Source organism: Flagellimonas aurea (genome assembly GCF_017313785.1).
Taxonomy (GTDB): Bacteria; Bacteroidota; Bacteroidia; order Flavobacteriales; family Flavobacteriaceae; genus Flagellimonas; species Flagellimonas aurea.
Genome location: NZ_JAFLNL010000016.1, coordinates 28,568 through 48,151, shown reverse-complemented (window position 1 = coordinate 48,151; position 19,584 = coordinate 28,568). Strand labels below are relative to the sequence as shown.

Genomic DNA, 19,584 nt, shown 5'->3' with positions numbered 1-19,584 from the left:
TGTTTAAATTTTTAATCGATTTTGAACCGAGCCTGTTCTTTAATTTTTAACTAACTAAATTAAGTCGATAAACAAACTCGGAATCAAAATCCTTGATTTTTAGAGAATTAATGTCCGTGCTCCAATTCGCCTTTCACCATTTCTGAAGAAAGAGTATAGGCCCCATTTGTTACTATTTTGATATTTTCGGGTGTTCCTGCAGGCAGGTTAACTTCAACAAACCCCAGATCGTTGACCCCCGTGCTCACGGGGATGCGTTTATATTTCATTTTATTTTCAACAGGTTCTTCATCCTCATCCATGATGAAGATATAAGACTGTTCACCTTCCTGGACAATAGCTTCCTCGGGAACAGCAAAGCCTGATTTTTCTCCTTGTACAATTCTTCCCTCCACATACATTCCGGGCAAAAGGTCCTTGTCTTTATTCTCGATATCTGCCAATACCTCTATGGCCTTCGGATCGCTCTCAAACGTCTGCCCTATGGAACGCACGGTGGCCTTTAACAATTCATTAGGTTTTGAGGCTGTTGAAAAATAAATCTGTTGTCCCTCCTTGACCTGCTTGATGTCCTTTTCATATACTTTGAAATTGACATAGATTTTCGAATTATCGCTTATCGAGAACATTTTGGATTGTGGGGCCACATAATCGCCCAGGCTTACCATTACTTCGCCCACATAGCCACTAATGGGCGTAATAATGGGGATGGCAGAATAGATCTCCCCTTCGGCCACTTTGGAAGGGTCCAGTCCCAACAAGCGTAGTTTGGACTTTAGGCCGTTTACACTGGAAGTGGTGGAACGAAATTTGGATTGCGCCATTTGGAATTCCTTGCCAGAGGAAACCCCTTTGTCATAGAGGGTCTTTTTGCGCTCAAAATCCTGCTTTAAAAATACCAGTTCGTCATTCTTTTCCTGGTATTCCTGTTGCATGGCGATGATATCCGGGTGTTCTATATAGGCCAACACCTGTCCCTTGCGCACAATGTTGCCCGGTACTACCTTGATCGAGCTAACATTTCCACCAATAAAGGGACTAATGTTTGCCCTGTCCTGTGGGAAGAGTTCGAGTGTTCCTGTTACCTTAATGTTGTTCCCTAAATTACGTTCCTCCAGAGGTTTCGTTTCCAGACCGATGGTTTCGGCCTGTTGTTTTGTAAGTTCAACAACACCTTCTTCCCCTTCTTCCCCTTCGTGGCCACCTTCTTCTTCGTCGTGACCCTCTTCTCCGTGCGCATCTTCTCCAGGTGCTTCGGTTTTTGATACGCCTTCCGTTTCGTTATGCCCAAGCTCGGATTTTGGGGCATCGTTACAGCTCAGAAACATAAGTGTCAATAATACGGTACTAACTAATAGTATATTCTTCATTTTTCTTTCTTTTTAAGATTATAGATTGCCCAATTGATATTGTATCTCAATGGCCTGTTGGTTATATTGGTTGATGAAATCCAAATGGTTTATTTTGATGTTGATGGCACTGTTGAGGATGGTGATATAGCTAATGTAGTCTATCTCACCTTCCTTGTTTGCCAGTTCGGCAGTGGTCAACTGTTCCTCTGCCAGTGGCAGTGCCGCTTCTTCATAGTACCTCAACGACTTCAACGTTTTGTCCTGGGCTTTGTACAGTTGGGAGACCAGGCTCTCGGTGGTCGCCTTTTGTGTCAAATACTGGTTTTCGGCCACCATGGCATCTGCCTTGGCCGCCCTTACCCTATTTTTTTGCGGAAGGAACCACAAAGGGATGCTGATGCCCGCCTGATAGGCATTGAACCCCGTAACATCATTATACTTGAGATTGTCATAGCTCAGGCTGAACTTTGGCAGGAACTGGGATTTTTCGACCTTTACGTTCGCTTTGCCCACTGCAGCGTTCTGAAGGTCGAATTGCAGCAACGGGTTATTGCTTATATCCAAAGTGTCCACAACCGATATTGGGTTTATGATCCCATAAGGCCCATCCATCGTATCAATGGAACCATCGATTCCCAGATATTGCTTCAATGCCCTTTTGGCAATCTCGATATCATCATAGGACTGTTGCTTTAACACCTGTATTTGTTGGTACTCCGAGGTAGCCGAAATATAGGCGAGTTTTCCGGTCTCACCGCTATCGTACCTTAATTTGGCCGCGCTTTCAAAATCGGCATAAATGCTGTCCAGCCGCTCGGCAAGCTTCAGGCGGGCCTTATTGTAGGCAATCTCATAATAGGCCTGCATCACATCCCGTACCAGCTGCTGCTCACTAAGGTCATAGAATTTCTCGCCCAGCTTGGTGCGTTCCTTATAGAACCTGGATTTTGAAAACCCGGAGAGCAGGTCAATGTTGCCCTGTTGTACCCCGAAGGTACGCAGATTTCCCTGATTCAGGCCTTGGTCTTCCCTGCCGGCATATAGAAACGTGCTGCCCAGGTCAAAACTGGTGCCCTTCAAGGCCTGTTCCCTGTCTATGAACGCTTGTCCTTCCTTTAGGGTGGGATAATTTTCCCTTGCCATTACTATAGCTTCATCTAAAGTCAAGGTTTGAGCGATGGGATTGTTTTGGGCCGATAGGTTACCAGATGATAAAAATCCTCCAACCAACAATAAAACTGGAATGATGGCTTGGCTTTTTTTGATATAACCCGTATCGTCACCATTATTTCTACGCTCCTTACGGGATTCCAACCAACTATAAAGTACCGGGACTACCACCAATGTTAAAAAGGTTGCCGTAATCAAGCCACCAATAACAACGGTTGCCAATGGTCGCTGCACTTCTGCACCACCGGAAGTAGAAATCGCCATTGGGATAAAGCCCATAATGGCCGCCGTTGCCGTAAGCAATATAGGGCGCAAGCGCTCGTGGGTTGCCTCGTAGATCCTGTCTTTTAAATTTGTCATACCACTTTCTTTTAAATCATTGAATTTGTTTATCAGTACCAGTCCGTTCAATACTGCAACACCAAAAAGCACGATAAATCCGACTCCTGCGGAAATACTGAATGGCATTCCCCGTATCCAAAGGGCAAACACGCCACCAATGGCTGCCAGGGGTACTGCCATATAAATCATTACCGACTGTGAGAACGAGCTCAAAGCAAAGTAGAGCAATATGAAAATTAGGAACAGTGCAATAGGCACTACGATCATTAATCGGTCGGTCGCCCTTTGAAGGTTCTCAAAAGAACCGCCATAGGTTATATAATACCCCGGGGGCAGTTTCAACTGGGCATCGAGCTTTTGCTGAACCTCCTCGACCATGGACTTGACATCCCTGCCCCGAACGTTTACCCCCACATAGATTCGCCGGTAGGTATTGTCCCTGGAAATCTGCATGGGCCCGGGTTTATAGCTGATGTCCGCCAATTCCTTTAGGGGCACTTGGTTACCACTGGGCAGGTCTATATACAGATTTTTAAGGTTGTTGATATCCTTTCGATAGTCCTCGGCCAGACGGATGACCACGTCAAAGCGCTTTTCGCCCTCGAATATGACACTTGCCGATTCCCCTGCGAAGGCGGCACTCACATAATCGTTGAGCTTGTCAATGGTAACCCCGTATTGCGCCATCTTTGCCCGGTTATAGACAACGGTCATCTGTGGCAGGCCACTGGTCGCTTCCGCCCGTACATCACCAGCGCCATCTACGGTTTGTATGATTGCCGCCATTTCCTGTGCCTTTTCGGCCAGAACATCCAGGTCCTCACCATAGATCTTGATGGCAACATCTTCCCGGACACCCGTCAACAGTTCATTGAAACGGAGCTCTACGGGTTGGGTAAACACGAAGTTCACCCCCGGGATAACCGAAATCTTTTCCTTTATTTTTTCTATGAGTTCTTCCTTGCTCTCCGCACTGGTCCATTTGCTCTTATCCTTTTCAAGGATGATGTAACTATCGGCAATGTCCATGGGCATGGGGTCGGTAGGGATTTCGGCCACCCCGATCCTCGAGATCATGGTCTTCACTTCGGGAAATTCATTTATCAAGTTCTGAAGTTTTTTTGAAGCTTCAATGGATTCGGTAAGGCTACTGCCCGGTTTTATCAGGGCCTGCATGGCAATATCGCCTTCATCCAGCTTTGGGATAAATTCACCACCCATAGTGCTGAATATAAATCCTGCGATTGCCAGTAAAGCAACTGCCCCTAAAACAATACCAGCCTTAAAACGCAATGCAAACGACAGCAATGGCTTATAGGCTTTGTTCAACCCTGCCATGATTTTATCACTGAACCTATCGATACTATTTTCAAATTTGGCAAACCAATGGTCCTGGTTTTTTGCAGGTTTCAGGAACAAGGCCGAAACCATAGGTACGTAGGTAAGGCATAGGATAATCGCCCCAAGTACGGCAAAACCAAAGGTAAATGCCATGGGACGGAACATTTTTCCTTCAACTCCGGTAAGGAAAAGGATTGGTGTAAATACGATAAGAATGATAAGCTGACCGAAAAAGGCAGAGTTCATCATCGTACTTCCCGATTCGTATGCCATTTCGTCCATTTCGGCCTGACCTATCGCTGCTTTTGATTTTTTCATCCGTTGATGGATATGCAATACCATACCTTCCACGATAATGACCGCACCATCCACGATAATCCCAAAATCGATGGCACCAAGGGACATTAAATTTGCCCATACGCCGAACTGTTTCATCAGGATAAATGCGAAGAGTAATGATAACGGGATTACCGAAGCGGTAATCAATCCGCCACGTAAACTCCCCAAGAGCAGTACAAGCACAAAGATCACAATCAATGAACCTTCAATCAAGTTCTTCTCTACCGTACTTGTGGTCCTGGCTATAAGTTCGGCACGGCTTAAGAACGGTTCAATATAAACGCCCTCGGGAAGCGATTTTTGTATCTCGTCAATTCGTTTTTCTACATTATTGATCACATTACTTGGGCTTTCTCCCTTTAACATCAAAATCTGACCTCCCACGGATTCGTGGCCATCTTGGGTAAACGCCCCATAACGTACCTGATTCCCATAGCCCACTTTCTGAGCGATATCACGTACCAGAACAGGTGTTCCATTTTGGGTAGTAACCACCGTATTTTCCAAATCTTCAAGGCTACTGGCCAAACCTTCGCCACGGATAAAGTTGGCCTGATGGTTTTTTTCAATATAGGCACCGCCTGTATTGGCATTGTTCACCTTAAGGGCTTCAAAAACCTGCCCCATGGTAATGCCAAAACTTTTTAGTTTGTCAGGGTTTATGGCCACTTCGTACTGCTTCACATAGCCCCCAAAAGCATTGACCTCGACCACACCGGGCACTAATGCCATTTGGCGTTTAACAATCCAATCCTGAATGGTACGAAGTTCCATTGCATCGTATTTATCTTCGTATCCTTCTTTTACCTTTAAGGTGTATTGGAATATTTCGCCCAGACCCGTAGTAATGGGTGCCATAAAAGGCGTACCAAAACCTTCGGGAATTTCCCCGGCGACTTCGGTCAATTTTTCTTGCACCAATTGCCGGGGAAGATAGGTGCCTGCTTCGTCCTTAAAAACAATGGTAACCACGGACAGCCCAAAACGAGATACCGAACGCAGCTCGATAACGTCAGGAAGGTTGGCCATTGCCAATTCTACAGGATAGGTAACAAATTGTTCAATATCCTCAGTACCTAAATTTGGGGCTACTGTAATAACCTGTACTTGGTTGTTGGTAATATCGGGGACAGAACCCAGATTTATAGTGGCCATAGACCAAATGCCCGTACCTACCAGTGCCACTATGAAGAGCCCAATAATAAACTTGTTATTAATGGAAAATGAAATGATTTTGTTAATCATAGTAAAAGTATTAATTCAGTTTAAACATCGCAATGCAATGAGATACAATGCGTTTATAATGTGATGCTTATTTTGAAAAGCATCACGTAAGGATATAGCTATCCTTAAAAAAACTGAATTATACTTTAGGTGGTTGGAAAAGCGATTCCAAATATCTGGAAGTGAAGTTTACTTTATATAAGTTAAACTGTTCTTTCCCTTCAAACTTTAATAGATTAATTAAAGCCGAATTGTTGTTCGCAATAATTAATACTAAAGGGTGGCAACATTGCTGATGGGAATGGATTGGTGTTTTCTGCTTACCAGAGTCATTATGGTGCCTTTCAGCTTTTGCTACGTTACCAAAGTAATCTTCAACTACATATTCAAGGAAAGAGTCACCATAAACTTTATGGTCTTGGTAATGGATTAGGATGCTTGAAATTTCTTTAATGGGTCCACAAAAGTCCATATCAATACTAATTCCCTGAAAAAAGAATAATAGCGACATTGATATGGAAAAAAGTGTTTTCATAAATTTCAACAAAGGTAAGAATTAATCGATGCACAGGTTGTGCAAAAACTTGAAAGCAGGGATAAAAGGTTTCATGAAGCACTAAAAACTAGTTATTCTGCAGATCCATAAATCTTTTGAGGGCGAAATAGGCTTTCCATAGGATAGGTCATATATATATATTATATCGTAAGATATCAGACATAAAATTGAGTGCCAAGAAATATATTTATAATATGATTGCCAAAAATTTCAAATTGCAAATATAACAATGATTACGTGCGACTGGGTTACAAAAGAACTTCAAAAATAGGGTAAGGTTTCAAATAGTCACTAAAATTAATAAACTGAAAAGGCTGAACAATAAGACAATAAGATTTCTAATAATATTAAAATTCTCCGTGCTTCCATCTCTCACTTTATCCATCAATGGACTACAAATCGTGTGCCTTACAAAAGTTATTACAGATTTGTTTATTTTCCCTTTGTTCTTTTTTGATGTTATTTTAAACAGAACTAGGTTTAATTCAATTCCCGCCTCGCCTTCTGATGCCCCTTCAAGGGTTATTGTTCCACTTGTAAAAGGAGGTAGACAGTCGTCCAAGTCCTTTTCGCTTGGGTAAACCGCCCTACGGATATCCTCTACAAGCAAACGTAATGGTTCGCTATTTTTCCTGAGTTCGCGAAGTCTTTCTTCTTCTGTAAACCGTCCATATTGAGCTGAAATTGGTACTGAAAAAAAGCAAAAAATGAGAAATAAGAGTGGAACGTGGCTTTCATATTCGGTAATTTTTAAATATTCAAAAAATTAGGGAAGCCAATTTTAGGGTAAGAAATACACACACCTCATTTTGAGTGGCTTTTAAAATGGGGGAGTTTTCCAATTTAGAAAATTTATTTGAGACCCCATTACAGGAAATCCACATAAAAACTGTGGTTTTCCCCTGTGTATATTTGCAAATGAATGCCCCGCATTACTTCAATCTCTTTGAAATTTTGATTATCATTGGTGAGAATAAAGTAATCACTCATTAGAATTACCTCTCGAAATCGAACTAATATCGAACTAATAAAAATATAATTAAATACAGTTAAATCAATATCAGTTATTTAATATAAAATAGACGATATACAGAATGGATATATACCTGCTTTAGCATTAACTGTTCGGAGGCCTATAATGGAGCAAGCTTGGAACAGGTCGAGATCCGCATTTTCAACAGACAGGACAATCGTTGGGATACCAAATTGTTGAACTACAGCGAAGCCAAGGGAAGTGGTGTCGACAGGTATTTTGAGATGGAGACCGAACCGCGTGAAAGTAGATTGAAATACCTAGATCAGCCTTATGAAGTAAGGGTACGGGACAGTGATGGGCAATGGAGCGATTGGACTTTTGGCTCCGTGGTAAGGGTATAAAATTCATTAATGGGCTATGCCCCACTTATTCAATATCTGAATCAACACCGTTTGTAAGTATATGTGATAACGACATCCTGATCATCCAAAAAATCATCCTGTTCCAGTACAAGACGGTTCTTGGTAAACTCTATGATTCGCATATCATTTCTGTTCTCGAAGCGTAGAATTTCGTTATTGATCAACTCATATTTGTCCGATTCCACCGTACTATATGGGTCAACTTCACCACAGGAAAGACCATTTTCATTAATTCTAAACTCGTTTTTTTCTCCAATTGCCCCTTCTGTAAAAAAGATTAAGTTGTCTTTAAGACATTGACGAATTTCGTTTGTGTTATATAGGTCAATGTTTACGGTCCCGTCACCATTGATATCAACGGCAGTATCGGAATCAATAGCCTCATATTCCCATTGGCCAAAAAGTGCCTCCTTCCTGTCATTAATTGAAACGTCATCATCTTTGCTACAAGAAGATATTACCAATATCACTCCAACTGTAATTGTGTATTTTCTCATGAGGCCAGATTTGGGATATAAACAAAGATATAAAAATAAGCCCTTCTAACTTTATCTTTTAAGAGGCATTGACGAATTCATAAAATGATTTCAGTTTATGTTGACTGTTTTTGGGAACTTCTTTCAACATAACCTATCACAATATAAAGAATTGTTTATCCTATGTATCTTTTTATATTGAGGACAGATCTCTTGCAGAGTTTATAACCAGACAAGCTCCAGAATATTATGCTTAGAACATTTTCTCAGGGTGGATTATATTTTATGTCTTAATGCAAAAAATTAAAATCAAAAAATCATTATATTATATTACATTTAAAATCGAATTATGCGGTTCGCAAATAAGTAAACAATGAATCACAAGTTCTTTTCAATATCGGATAGAATCAAAAGGGTTGTTGGACTTCCATAATTGATGAGCCTGTCCACAAAGTCCTGCAAATGTTTTTGGTCCCGCAGAATTGCTCTAATATGGATATTATACGGGCCGGTAATCCTATACGCCTCCTCCACTTCAACAAAGTCATGGATTTCCTCCAAAAAATACTTTAGTTTTCCATCGAAAATCTTTAGAAGGATAAAGACCTCCATCCCATATCCCAACAAGGCATAATTGACCTTGAGACTGTACGATTCGATTATGCCTAAATCTTCCAGCTTTTGAATCCTTTCCCTCACAGATGAAGGCGAAAGTGAAATGATTCTGCCGATTTCGGCAAATGAATACCTAGAATTCTTTCTCAGAAGACCAATTATTCGGTTATCTATTCCATCAACCATCTTTTCAACATATTTTTTGTCAAAATAACGCATATTCAATTAAATATACCTGTTTTCTCCAATTTTTCAATTTTTAAACCATTTTACAACCCACTAGCTTAGCCGTTCAATTTCTGGAACATGGATTTATTTTCACTTATTACTTTGACCATAGGTATTTTTGCAGGGTTTTATGTTCAAAGTGCCATGGGATTTGCAGGTTCTCTCATTGCACTTCCCATCTTATTATTGAAGTTTCAATTACCGGAGGCCATTGCCTACATTTCCCTATTCTATGTATTTTCAAGTATTTTCCTAATTTACAGGGAATGGGTTTTCATTGATAAAAAAACAATCCTTGACCTTTCCATAACATCAATTGTAGGGGTTGTTTTAGGGGTTTTGGTCCTCTCATATTCCAAGCCATTCTTTTTAAAAAAAATGCTTGGTGCCTTTATACTCGCATACGTGTTGTATTCCCTTCTAGGTAAGCGAGAATCGAATCTGGGGAATACCAGTATTTTAGGTCTTGGTATTTTGGCAGGTTTTTTCTCTGGGATATTCTCCACTGGGGGACCATTGTATATCATCTGCGTGGAGAATAGGATCAAGGAAATCAATACCATAAGGGCCACGATGATTGGCATTTTAGGACTTGTTACCCTTACCAGAATACCAACCTTGGCCTTAAATGGCATTTTAAATTTTGAGCAATGTAAATACGCCGCGATTATTTTTCCCATTTTCCTTTCCGCCCAGTTTTTGGGAAGAAAAACGTTCAAAAAATCAGGAAAGGCCCATTATAAAAAGAGCATCCTGTTTTTGCTAATGGTTTCAGGACTTTCATTATTATTCTAGTATAAAGAACAAAATTCATGTCCTGTAAAAAAATGATGGAAGAAATCCATTAACAACTAACGGTAGGATTGGCAAAAATTTGAATCAACTATAACCCTATCGGGGTCTATGAAGGATTGAACCTAGAACGATTCGTCATCACTTTGATCTGAAACCGATTACAGTGAACAAAATTTGAAATTTCTCATACAACTTTTCCTTGAGGATTTTATATGCATTGGAAAGATGGCCTTCCACGGTTTTGATGGAAATGTTGAGATAATCTGAAATTTCCGCATTGGTCAAACCTTCCTTTTTGCTCAAGACCAATACTTGTTGACATTTCTTGGGCAACAAGTCAATCTCCCTATCCATCAATTCAATCTTTCTGGATAGGTTTTCTTGGTGATCCTGTTGTGAAAGGGTTTCCATGGTCTCCGAATAGGTCCTCTCGAAAAAATAGGTTTCCTTTCTGTACTTTTTTACATGATCCAGGAATTTATTCTTCAATGAAAGATAAAGCCACCCCCTAAGAACCGTTTTTGCATTCAAAGTTTCCCTTTTTTGCCATAGTCCAAAAAAAGCTTCTTGGACCAAATCCTTGGCCAACAATTCGTCCCTACATAAACTTTTGGCATAAAAAAAGAGTTCGTTGTAATAAAGCTCAACAACCTTCTCGAATTCCTTTCGACTGCCCTTTTGGATTGCGATTAAATCAATATTTTCCCCGATATCATTGGAATCCATTGCACCTATCTTCTAAGTCCGATCAATATTATCAATATTTTTTGATTAAAACCAAGGGTTTGTCAATTTCAGATCGTTTAACAAATAACATTTTGGTAATCCGCATTTAACGATAATGAAAAATAAACATATCAAAAAAATTATTTTCAATTTCTTTGAAAACCCTTCAAACCCGGATGAAATTGAGCAATTGGCCCAATGGGTCAAGGACAATCCTTCTTCCTTTAAGGAATCGGCCGAGCTTCACTATTTGATAACACGGTCCCTAGGTCAGGAAAATGCCGAACAGTACAAAAAGGAATTACTGTCAAAATTTGACCTTTTAGTCAGGTCCAAAAGAAAAAGAAGACAGGCTTGGTTGCGGTATGCTGCAATTTTTATCGGGCTTATCGGAATATCAACATTGCTTTTGTTAAGAAACAATAGCCCAAAGACCGTTGGCCAACAGGAAGTCACCATTGTCCTGGACAATGGTACGACCAAGGAACTATCGAACAAGGATGCCTCAATTGTCACGCGTTCAAACAATATCATTGCTGAACAGGATGGATCTAAGATTGTATACAAAAAAGTTAGCATTGAGAACGATGATTTGGGCGAACCCTTGGTATACAATACCCTCAACGTACCCTATGGGAAGAAATTCGAGATTGTGCTTTCCGATGGAACCCAGGTCTATCTCAATTCCGGTTCTTCCTTGACCTATCCCACGGCATTTTATGCTTCGGGACCAAGGGATGTGGAATTGACAGGGGAAGCATATTTCACCGTAGAATCCGATTCCTTGCGCCCTTTCAGGGTCAAAACAAGGGAGTTGGACACTAAAGTTTTGGGCACTCAATTTAACCTATCCAGCTATCCCGATGACGAAACCGTTCAAGTGGTCTTGGTGGAAGGCAGTCTCTCGGTCAAAAGGAGCAATGGTTTCGAAGCATCACATCTCCTTTTAAAACCGAACCAAATGGCATTCTATTCCAATGGTCATAAAGAACTTCAACTGACCGATGTGGATGTCAGCAGGTACATTGCCTGGAAGGAAGGCATCCTGTATTTCAAAAACGAAGATTTCATCCACATTACCAAAAAATTGGAGAGGCACTACAATGTGGCCATCGAAATAAGGGGGGACCTTCTTAAAAGTGAACGGTACACGGGTCGCTTCAAAACGGAAACTATTGAAGAGGTCCTACAAGGATTCCAAAGAATCAAGGATTTTGCCTATAAGATAACCAACGATAAAATAATACTAACTCAGAAAAACAACTAACGCCTATGAACTAAACCTAAAAAAGAACCAGGAATTGCGGGAACAATCCCTGGTTTTCAAACAATTCAAAAACTGAATGACCAATTTTTAAACCATATCAAAAGTATGAAAAACACACTATGCAAAAGCTATTTTAGTGCTAAAATAGATTTGAAAATGAAAATTTCCGCCCTGTTTTTATTGGTTGCACTGTTCCAACTCAATGCCAATAATTCATATTCTCAAAAATTCGTTTCGATGAAAATGGAAAATGCATCCATAGCATCCGTTTTCGAAAAAATTGAGGAGAGTACCGATTACAATATCCTATACAAAAATTCCACATTGGATTTGAACAAAAGGATTTCGGTGGATGTGGAAAAAGTTAAAATCGATGTCCTGATGGACATTATCCTTGCCGAAAGCAATATTTCTTATGAAATCAGGAGAAAGTTGATCGTCCTTGTAGAAAAGGAAAATGAACCGGAAAAGATCAGCACCCAATCAGAAAAGGCATCGAAGCCAAATTTCATTAACATCACAGGAACCGTTACTGATGAGAACAACTCCCCCCTACCTGGGGTCAGTATTGTCATTAAGGGGACAATAAAGGGGGTCTCCTCCGATTTCGATGGAAACTATGCCATCGATGCCTCCCAAGGAGACATTTTGGTATACTCCTATATTGGTTACCAAACCAAGGAAATAACCGTAGGGAACAATCCCGTCGTCAATGTGACCATGGTCCCCAGTGTCAGTAATTTGGATGAAGTTATCGTAACGGCCATTGGTACCAAGCAACTAAAGGATGAATCAGGTTCCACAAGTTCCACTATCCAATCCGAGAACATTGCCAAATCTGGGGAAGCCGGGGTTATCAATGCATTGGCAGGTAAGGCATCAGGGGTACGGATCGGCAAATCCAATGGTGACCCAGGGGCTGGATCTTCCATACAGATCCGCGGTGCGAACACCATTCAAGGTGCCAGTCAGCCTTTGATCATTTTGGATGGTATTCCCGTGAGCAATGACAATATTGGAGGCGTCACCCTCAGCCAACAATCGCGATTGGACGACATCAATCCAAAGGATATCGCCTCAGTTCAGATTTTGAAAGGTGCATCAGCTGCTGCCCTTTGGGGTTCCCGTGCTGCAAATGGGGTTATTGTGATTACTACAAAAAGTGGTCAATTGGGTCAAAAGCCAACCATACAATATACTTTTTCACAATCCTATGATTATATCAATGTAAGAACTCCTCTTCAGAACTCCTTTGGACAAGGACGTAATGGAGTTTTTAGTACTTCTTTTGCAGAATCCTGGGGCGACAAAATCACAGACCGCTCAGGTGAGCCCGATGACTTGGATACATCCGGAGCATCTTTTTTGTCAAGCACAACCGGCAATCGATATTATCCCGTAATTTCAAAAAACTCAAGAGAAACATTTACTGATAGTAATTATGACAAGGTTTTTCGTATTGGAACCTTTTCACAACACAATGTATCCGTAAATGGCGGAGGGCAAAGAGCCTCTTACTTTTTTAGTTATGAGAATTTGGATCAAAAAGGAATCATCAAAAATTATGATTACAAAAGACAAAATGTTAGGTTGAACACCAAGTTCCAAATGACAGATTGGTTGAGTTGGAACAATAGAGTATCCTTTACCAACACTAGATCGAATCGTATTGAACAGGCCGGGGAAACAACCAACGGTATCCTTTTAGGGCTTTTAAGGACCGCACCTGATTTTGATATTACAGACTATATCGGAACCTACACGGCATCCAACGGAGACATCATCACAAATCGACAAAGGTCCTATAGACGCCAATTGGGAGAATCTGAAAATCCCATTTACAACAATCCCTTATGGACTTTAAACGAACAAAAAGCACCCAATGATGTCAACCGTTTCATCATCAATCCCGAGTTGACCATTGACCCTGTCAATTGGCTAAAAGTCATTTTAAGGGGCGGTCTGGATTATTATACGGATGCAAGAAGTCAATTTTATCCAATCGGTTCGGCTAGTGGCCTTCGAAGTAGCGGGTATTGGAGTCAGACGGATATTAACAGCAAGGAGTTCAATTTAGATGGAATTATAGTTGCTACACATGACTTTAGCAATGATTTAGGGGTATCCGCCACGTTCGGTGTTAACTTCAATGATCGGAAAAGAGTTATCAATACAAATACAATAAGTCCTTTTGCCGTTGATTCAAGGTTACCCACACCAGATCTCAATCCAGATCAAGCGGCCAGTTCTTGGAATCGTAATCTTCAGCATATTCGCTCAAACCGTGGTTATGGTATTTTGGGAATAAATCTTTATGGTCAATTGTTTTTCAATTTTTCAGGAGCCTTGGAAGCCTCTTCAACCATAAAAGGGAGTTTTTTCTATCCTTCAGTAGACCTTGCCTGGCAGTTCAGTGATCTGGTCGGTTCCTCTGATTTCCTGAGTTTTGGAAAGCTTAGGGCAGCTTGGGGAAAGGTAGGGATTCAACCGGCTCCCTATAAATTCGAGACTTTGGCCACAACAGGATTTTCAAACTTCGGAGGAAGTTTTATGGTCGATTCGGAAAAAGGAAATCCAAATCTGAAACCAGAGATTAAGACAGAGTGGGAAGTTGGTACCGATTTACGGTTCTTTAAAGACCGAGTGGGATTAGGGTTTACCTATTATAGAAATGAAACCAAGGACATCCTCTTTGCCGTCAAAGCCAATCCGAGTTCCGGTTTCAACTTTAACTATAAGAACGCCGCGGTCATCGAGAACAAAGGTCTTGAAGTCGATCTTACTGGCAAGTTGATCGAAACCGATGACCTCAAACTTTCGATCAACACCAATTACAACAACAACGAAAATATGGTTGTGGATATTGCTGGAGCCGAAACCGTGGATATTGGAGGAACATCAAAAGCCGTCAAGGGATATCCGATGAGTTCCTTTTTCTTGCCAGGAACCCTAAGAAATGAGGACAATAGTTTGGCTTTGGATGCCAACGGTTTTCCACAATTGGATACGGAAAGCCGCGTACTCGGAGATCCAAATCCCGATTGGAGGGGAGGCATCGGCATGCAACTAAACTTTAAAGGTCTTGACTTCAGCTTCTTGTTCGAACATTCCCAAGGTGGCGATTTCATTAATAGAACACGAGTGGTATTATATGGGTTTGGCGTACACAAGGATGTAGCCCAGGAGGTTACCCTAACAGAGGACCTTGTCAATGTCAATGGAGATGTAATCCTAGCCGGAACCACGGTAAGGGGGAACATTGCCGACTTTGGTGGTGGGGATGTTCTATTGGATGAATCTTGGTATCGCGGTATCGGAGGTGGCCTTGGTTTCAACAAGACCAATGACCTGTTCATCGAGGATGCCACGTGGACCAAGCTCCGTAACGTGACCCTTGGGTATACATTTTCAGGCCTTAAGTTGAGTAAAAAACTGGCATTGGATTCGTTCCGGATATCGGTGACGGGACGGGATTTGATTCTATGGACCGGTATCAAGGATGTGGACCCAGAGACCAATAACTATGGTGTCAGCAATGCCTTCGGAATGAATTACTTCAACAATCCCGGAACACGTTCGATTTTGTTTAACCTTCAAGCCAATTTCTAAAACCTAATAATCATGAAATCAACATATATACAAATTCTTTTGATTTTCACGGCTTTCGTTTTTTTTGGTTGTGAAAAAATGGTCGAAGATCTCAACGAAAATCCGAACCAATTAACTTTAACAGATATTGACGCAGGTCTTTTCCTAAACGGCGCGGAGCTTTCAAACATCGGCATCCAATTGGGGGCCTATAGTAGAATGGCGGGTTATTGGTCCGGACAACTGACCGGTTTTGAACAAGTGGAACTGGAAAGATATCAATACAATGTCGCCAACAATACCTTTGATTGGGATGGCTACCAAAATGTTTTGACGCCAGTGCGGCAAATACAGGACAGAGCTGTGGACAACCCCCTATTATTGGGTATCTCCAAGGTAGTAGAAGCTCATTTGGTGGGTACTTATGCTTCCTTGTTCGGCGATATCCCATATTCTCAGGCATTGGGTGATATAGAAAACCCTGAATTCGATGACCAACTCTATGTTTTTGAACAGTTACAGATACTGTTGGACAGTGCCATCGCCGATTTAGAGGGTGCTGCCGGTTTTGGCGTTCTGGAGGATTACATCTTCCAAGGAGACCGCGACAAATGGCTCGAATCCGCATGGACCCTTAAAGCTCGTTACTTTATGCATACCAAAGCATATGGCGAAGCTTATAGTGCAGCCTTGAACGGGATTTCCACTAGTGATAACAACATGATGTTCAATCCCCTTGACGTTACGGGGCAAAACGCCACCAAAAACAAATACTACATTGTTTTGGCCGGTAGCCCGAACACAGGGACCGGGGACAGTTATTTGATGCAGCTATTGGACGATACCAGTGGAATCTCCCGAAACAATGCCAAGACCGATGAAACGGCCAGGCGCCAGTACTATGTCATCGACCAATCGGATGCGGACGGAAATCTGGGTGTAGCACAGGAACTTGAACCACAGCCAATGATCACATTTCAGGAGAATATGCTCATATTGGCGGAAGCGGGTGCCCGTACCCAAAGTTTCGAAATTGGTTTGGGACATTTGAACGAGTTGCGTGCCTATCTGAATACCGGAAGTTTCCTAAATGCGAATTTTTCCGCCGAACCCTATTTATATGAAGCCTATGTGGCCGGGGATTTCAATTCCGGTGGCATGGAAAATATAGACGGGACAGACCCGAATACTGCCTTGCTCAGGGAAATCATCGAAGAACGATATGTTTCTGGCTTTACCACCTATATGCCATTCGATGATGCGCGCAGACTCCGAAAGAATGATTCGGACGTAGCGGTGCCTTTTCCTTTGAACGTACCGACCAGTACACAAAACGTGGAGCGTATGTTGTATCCCCAGGACGAGGTCTTGTCAAATCCTGCGGCCCCGGCAGATCCTGGTTTATATGAACCTACCAAAGTCAATCAATAATTGAAAAATTAAGTCACCGAAAAATGCATAGGGATCTATTTTTTCAAGGAAAGATTGGGAAAAACATGCTCATTTGCCTTCTAGTTGCCACTGCACTTCTTCAAGTGCAGTGCGCTGGTGGCAAAAGCACATCGGACGGTTCGGACAAAAAGGCTTTGTCCGAAGGACGGAAAATATTCGAGGACAGCTGGCTGGAAACCGTCAAGGGCAACATCCCTTTGGTTATCAGTGCCCCACATGGGGGCACCATATCTCCTGAGGAGATCAAGGACAGGGATTGTGGCGCGAAGGTAATGGACAACAATACGGTCGAGCTCGCACTGGAAATAGAGAATGCGTTCAAGGTCCATGGCAAAAAACCATACCTGGTCATTGCCCGATTGGCAAGGAGTAAGATCGATTTTAACCGGGACCTGGAGGAGGCCACCTGTGGAAACCCACAAATGGAGTATACCTGGAGACAATATCACAAGCATATCGAGGAGGCCTTGGATGCGGCCATCAAAAAATACGGATATGCGATGTACATCGACCTTCACGGCCAAAGCCATAAAGTAAAACGTTTGGAGTTGGGGTACCTACTTAGGACACCTGCCCTCAAGGAACTAAGGGAAGGGGAAAGTTCCGAGTCTGAAATTGGCGGAAACACTTCGGTACGGAACCTATTAAAGGGTAACCCACAATTGGGACTCAACCAACTCTTGACCGGGGAAAACGCTTTCGGAACCCTTATGGAACGAGCCGGTTTCCCTGCGGTTCCAAGCCAAGGCGACCCCTATCCCAAGGAGGGCGAGCCCTACTTCAACGGAGGATATAACACTAGAAGATATACCGCTTACGACCACCCCAAAGTTTTCGGGATGCAGATAGAGGCCAATTTCCAAGGGGTCCGTGACAGTGAGGAGAACCGGAAAAACTTTTCCAAAGCCTTTGCGGAATCCATCACTACTTATTTGGACTTTGTGGAATCCTATATGGACTGAAACAAAATTCAGTGCCCGGGATTTTTCCCTAGAGGCAATAACTGACCGATAAGCCGGGAAGAATCCAGTACAATAGGGTTTACAGAATATCGCATTCTGTGAAAATTAATTAATCAATAAAGCTGCCCTTATCTATCAATTCAAAACAAGTAAAAATAGAAACTTAGGCCTTATCGTATGGGGTCTTCAACACATTGCCATAAATATTTGAATTAGTAGTTTGTTGAGTTGGATTGGATAAAGGGTAGCTTTTCATAATAATAATCTTGAAAAAAGAAACATCATTGGAATCGTACTTCAATTCCTTTCGAAGAAATATTATCGGTATCGACGAAAATATCGAAACCCCTTTTGGGACCAAAAAGATCGTCTATGCGGATTGGATCGCGAGCGGTAGGTTATATGGCCCCATAGAGGATATCATGAAAAAAAAAATCGGTCCCTTTGTCGGGAACACCCATTCCGAGACCACTTTTACCGGGAAATTGATGACCAATCTTTACGAGGAGGCTAAACACCGGATCAAGGAACATGTCAATGCCTCCGAGGAAGATGTCATTATTACCACTGACACCGGTATGACCGGGGTGCTCTGCAAGTTTCAGCGTATTTTGGGGCTAAAGCTCCCAGAAAAGTTCAAGAATTCCCTCTCGATTCCAGAGACCGAAAGACCTGTCGTTTTTTTGACCCATATGGAACACCATTCCAATCAGACGACCTGGTTGGAGACCATGGCCGATGTCGTATTGTTACAGCCTACAGAAGACCTGTTCGTCGATACACGCCAATTGCGCAGGGAACTTCGTAAATATGGGGACCGAAAACTCAAGATCGGTTCCTTTACGGCCTGTTCCAATGTCACGGGGGTGGGAACCCCCTATTATGAGTTGGCTGAAATCATGCATGAACACGACGGGTACTGTTTTGTGGATTTTGCCGCATCAGCACCCTACGTCCAGATTGATATGCACCCGGAGAACAAGGCAAGGAAATTGGATGCCATTTTTTTCTCCCCACATAAGTTTTTAGGGGGGCCTGGCAGTTCAGGCGTTTTGGTTTTCGACAAGGCGCTTTACAAGAACCGGATTCCGGACAATCCAGGTGGTGGAACGGTAAAATGGACGAATCCTTGGGGGGGGCACAGTTTTTTTGAAAGTATTGAGGCCCGGGAAGATGGTGGAACGCCTGGATTCCTACAGACCATAAGGACAGCCCTATCGATCGCTCTGAAGGAAAAAATGGGCATAGAGCAGATCCGGCAACGGGAAAATGAACTTACCAGAAAATGTTTCGAGGAGTTGCCCAAGATCAAGGGCTTGCATGTATTCGCACCGGAAGTCAGGTACCGCTTAGGAGTCTTTTCCTTTTATGTGGAACATCTCCATTACAATCTGGTGGTCCGATTATTGAACGACCACTATGGAATCCAGGTCCGGGGCGGCTGTTCCTGTGCCGGCACCTATGGACACATACTATTGGAGGTCACCCAAGAACGATCACGGCACATTACCGACCAGATCGAGCACGGGAACCTTAAGGACAAACCTGGGTGGGTCCGTCTCTCACTCCATCCCACTATGACGGATGGGGAACTGGACCTTATACTGGATGCACTTCGCGAAATAGCGGAGCATGGTGCTGAAATGGCCAAAGCATATGATTACGATCCAATGAGCAATACCTTTTACCACAAGTCCGAATCCAACCAAAGACTGGACCTAGACCAATGGTTTGAAATCTAAAACCAAATAAA

Annotated in this window: 14 protein-coding genes; 7 read left to right on the top strand and 7 right to left on the bottom strand. The window is 42.3% G+C overall.

What is annotated here, in order from left to right; all coding sequences use genetic code 11:
* Nucleotides 1–107 precede the first annotated feature (107 nt).
* From J0656_RS18945 to J0656_RS18930, 4 genes are all read right to left on the bottom strand, one after another.
* Entirely contained in the window at nucleotides 108–1,370 is a 1,263-nt protein-coding gene (locus J0656_RS18945; RefSeq protein ID WP_036383460.1) for an efflux RND transporter periplasmic adaptor subunit, read from the bottom strand.
* Between the two features lie 18 nt (nucleotides 1,371–1,388).
* Nucleotides 1,389–5,789 carry a CusA/CzcA family heavy metal efflux RND transporter gene (locus J0656_RS18940; RefSeq protein WP_036383459.1) on the bottom strand — a complete coding sequence of 1,467 codons (4,401 nt, stop codon included), beginning with the start codon at nucleotides 5,787–5,789 and terminating at the stop codon, nucleotides 1,389–1,391.
* Between the two features lie 118 nt (nucleotides 5,790–5,907).
* On the bottom strand, nucleotides 5,908–6,303 hold the full coding sequence (locus J0656_RS18935) for a hypothetical protein (protein WP_225604828.1): 396 nt from the start codon (nucleotides 6,301–6,303) through the stop codon (nucleotides 5,908–5,910).
* 301 nt (nucleotides 6,304–6,604) lie between these two features.
* Nucleotides 6,605–6,934 (bottom strand): hypothetical protein, encoded by a 330-nt coding sequence (locus J0656_RS18930; protein WP_036383457.1) that lies wholly within the window; start codon nucleotides 6,932–6,934, stop codon nucleotides 6,605–6,607.
* 539 nt (nucleotides 6,935–7,473) lie between these two features.
* On the opposite strand from J0656_RS18930, the gene J0656_RS18925 reads away from it, so the two are divergent.
* Entirely contained in the window at nucleotides 7,474–7,701 is a 228-nt protein-coding gene (locus tag J0656_RS18925) for a hypothetical protein (protein ID WP_119647249.1), read from the top strand.
* Between the two features lie 41 nt (nucleotides 7,702–7,742).
* Here the strand turns inward: J0656_RS18925 and J0656_RS18920 are convergent, their stop codons facing one another.
* A complete protein-coding gene (locus J0656_RS18920) occupies nucleotides 7,743–8,219 on the bottom strand; it encodes a hypothetical protein (protein WP_151891711.1) in 477 nt (158 codons plus the stop codon).
* A gap of 357 nt (nucleotides 8,220–8,576) precedes the next feature.
* Nucleotides 8,577–8,999: an Lrp/AsnC family transcriptional regulator gene (locus J0656_RS18915; protein WP_072882442.1), complete on the bottom strand. Its 423-nt coding sequence runs from the start codon at nucleotides 8,997–8,999 to the stop codon at nucleotides 8,577–8,579.
* 120 nt (nucleotides 9,000–9,119) lie between these two features.
* On the opposite strand from J0656_RS18915, the gene J0656_RS18910 reads away from it, so the two are divergent.
* Complete coding sequence (locus J0656_RS18910; protein ID WP_119647247.1) at nucleotides 9,120–9,836, top strand: sulfite exporter TauE/SafE family protein; 717 nt, start codon at nucleotides 9,120–9,122, stop codon at nucleotides 9,834–9,836.
* A 138-nt stretch (nucleotides 9,837–9,974) separates the two neighbouring features.
* Here J0656_RS18910 and J0656_RS18905 read toward each other — a convergent pair whose 3' ends face one another.
* Nucleotides 9,975–10,562: an RNA polymerase sigma factor gene (locus J0656_RS18905; RefSeq protein ID WP_119647246.1), complete on the bottom strand. Its 588-nt coding sequence runs from the start codon at nucleotides 10,560–10,562 to the stop codon at nucleotides 9,975–9,977.
* Nucleotides 10,563–10,677: 115 nt separating this feature from the next.
* On the opposite strand from J0656_RS18905, the gene J0656_RS18900 reads away from it, so the two are divergent.
* The 5 genes from J0656_RS18900 to J0656_RS18880 all read left to right on the top strand — a co-directional run bounded on the left by J0656_RS18900 (nucleotide 10,678) and on the right by J0656_RS18880 (nucleotide 19,573).
* Nucleotides 10,678–11,829, top strand: coding sequence for a FecR family protein (locus J0656_RS18900; RefSeq protein ID WP_119647245.1), 1,152 nt, complete (start codon nucleotides 10,678–10,680; stop codon nucleotides 11,827–11,829).
* Between the two features lie 105 nt (nucleotides 11,830–11,934).
* Nucleotides 11,935–15,438: a SusC/RagA family TonB-linked outer membrane protein gene (locus J0656_RS18895; protein WP_119647244.1), complete on the top strand. Its 3,504-nt coding sequence runs from the start codon at nucleotides 11,935–11,937 to the stop codon at nucleotides 15,436–15,438.
* 12 nt (nucleotides 15,439–15,450) lie between these two features.
* Nucleotides 15,451–16,848, top strand: coding sequence for a SusD/RagB family nutrient-binding outer membrane lipoprotein (locus tag J0656_RS18890; protein WP_119647243.1), 1,398 nt, complete (start codon nucleotides 15,451–15,453; stop codon nucleotides 16,846–16,848).
* Between the two features lie 65 nt (nucleotides 16,849–16,913).
* Entirely contained in the window at nucleotides 16,914–17,831 is a 918-nt protein-coding gene (locus tag J0656_RS18885) for an N-formylglutamate amidohydrolase (protein WP_127137025.1), read from the top strand.
* A 266-nt stretch (nucleotides 17,832–18,097) separates the two neighbouring features.
* Complete coding sequence (locus J0656_RS18880; RefSeq protein ID WP_119647241.1) at nucleotides 18,098–19,573, top strand: aminotransferase class V-fold PLP-dependent enzyme; 1,476 nt, start codon at nucleotides 18,098–18,100, stop codon at nucleotides 19,571–19,573.
* The last annotated feature ends 11 nt before the right edge of the window (nucleotides 19,574–19,584 follow it).